The organism is Mycobacterium sp. NGS41, from assembly GCF_059812725.1.
Genome location: NZ_JCALDF010000068.1, coordinates 1 through 1,670, shown reverse-complemented (window position 1 = coordinate 1,670; position 1,670 = coordinate 1). Strand labels below are relative to the sequence as shown.

Here is a 1,670-nt window from a genome sequence, read left to right as displayed (position 1 = left end):
GCACGTGGGCGCAGAAGGTGCGCGATACCGGACGCCATGAGCGCTAGACCCCCGAACACGGCCCATCGGTCGGATTGCGTAAGTCCGGACTTCATGGCGTCGACCTCTCGTGGAGAACGACGGGGAGGTGGGTAGGGCCACGCAGTGAGCTGTTGGTGGACCACGTTGTGGGTCCGGTTATTGAGATTCGTGACACCCGGTCGACCAGTTCACGAAGAACGGCTTGTGCCTCCATGCGTGCAAGGGGCGCTCCGAGGCACAGGTGTGGACCGTAGCCAAAGCCGACGTGGGAACGCGGGTTTCGGTCCGCGCGAAAGGTGTTCGGGTCGTCGAAGGCAAGTGGATCGCGATTGGCCGCGCCGAACGATATCAGCACCCGTGAACCCGATGGGATGGTGACATCACCTACTTGATAATCGGCACGGGTATAGCGGTAAAGGTTTTGAATGGGACTGGTGTAGCGGACATGTTCTTCGACGGCCTGCGGGATCAGGTCGGGGTTGGCCCGGATCATGTCGTATTGATCGGGACAGTGGGCGTAGGTGTGGAGCATCCCGCCGAGAAGGTTGGTAGTGGTCTCATTTCCGGCGATCAGCAGCAGGATGGCGATATAGAACAACTGGTTGTCGGTTAGCGCACCGTCAGTGCTGTGCGCTAATAAGCGGCCAAGGACGGTGTCCGATCCCTTGAGGTGTCCATCTGCGAGGTGCTTCAAGAAATAGCGGCGTAGCGCTGCTGAGGCGCGCATCGATCGCGCCGTGTTCGCAATCCCGTTCACCGTGGGGGTGAAGTTGATGATCTGGGTGGCTTCGTCTGACCAACGGCGAAAGTCGGCGATGTCGCTTTCCGGGACGCCGAGGATGGCGGCGATCACACGAAGCGGCATCGGCATTGTGAGCCGCTGTACGGCATCACAGTCGCCCGCAGCGATCATGTCATCGACGAATTCGGCGGCAAGCTTGTCGATGATGTCGCGCCAACTGTCCAGAGCACCTTTTGTAAACGCCGGCTGAACTTGTTTCCTCAAGCGGCTGTGCTGCTCGCCATCGGTAACCACGACGAGATCGGCGACCATCCGTACTCGGGTCACTCCTTGGCTGCTAGTCACCTGGTCTGTGTCGCGTAGGGCTGCGCGGACATCGTCGAGTCTGTGCAGAATCCATGTCGCGCGCCGAGGGTTGTAGTGAACACGTCCGCCGCGGTGCAGGGCGTCGTAGGCAGCGTGGGGTTGCGCCGCGACGGCTGAGTCCAATGGGTCATAGTCAGTATTGACCGCACCTGTCCACCCGCTGTACCCACGTCGGCGTGTGCGTATCGCAGCAGAGACGTTTAACCACCCCGCCGCAATGAGCGGCGAGAACATCGTGGTGGCACCGTCAGCGGGCTTTGCTCCGTAGTTCACGATTCGGCACACCTTCTCTAACACCACTTGTCTCAGAGTCGGTACCGGACGCCCAAGCGGTCAATACGTGGCAGCGAAGTTGAAAGACGCCCGCACAGAGCTGACAAGCACTTCTGTTCTCGGAATGGCCGGAAACTGCGCATATTGGTGAGACATCTAGTCGAACATGTCTCGTGGTGATAGAAGGGATTTCTTGTCCATCTCCGGTGAGGAAGGCTGGCTAGCGTGGCACAGAAGGATTGGGTCCTCGGAGTGGACCGTAGCGCCG

The 1,670-nt window shown here is 60.0% G+C and carries 1 protein-coding gene; it reads right to left on the bottom strand.

The annotated features are described in order from the left end of the window. Window positions 1–91: 91 nt before the first annotated feature. A complete protein-coding gene (locus AC5Y21_RS25940) occupies window positions 92–1,363 on the bottom strand; it encodes a cytochrome P450 (protein ID WP_499917003.1) in 1,272 nt (423 codons plus the stop codon). Window positions 1,364–1,670 lie beyond the last annotated feature (307 nt).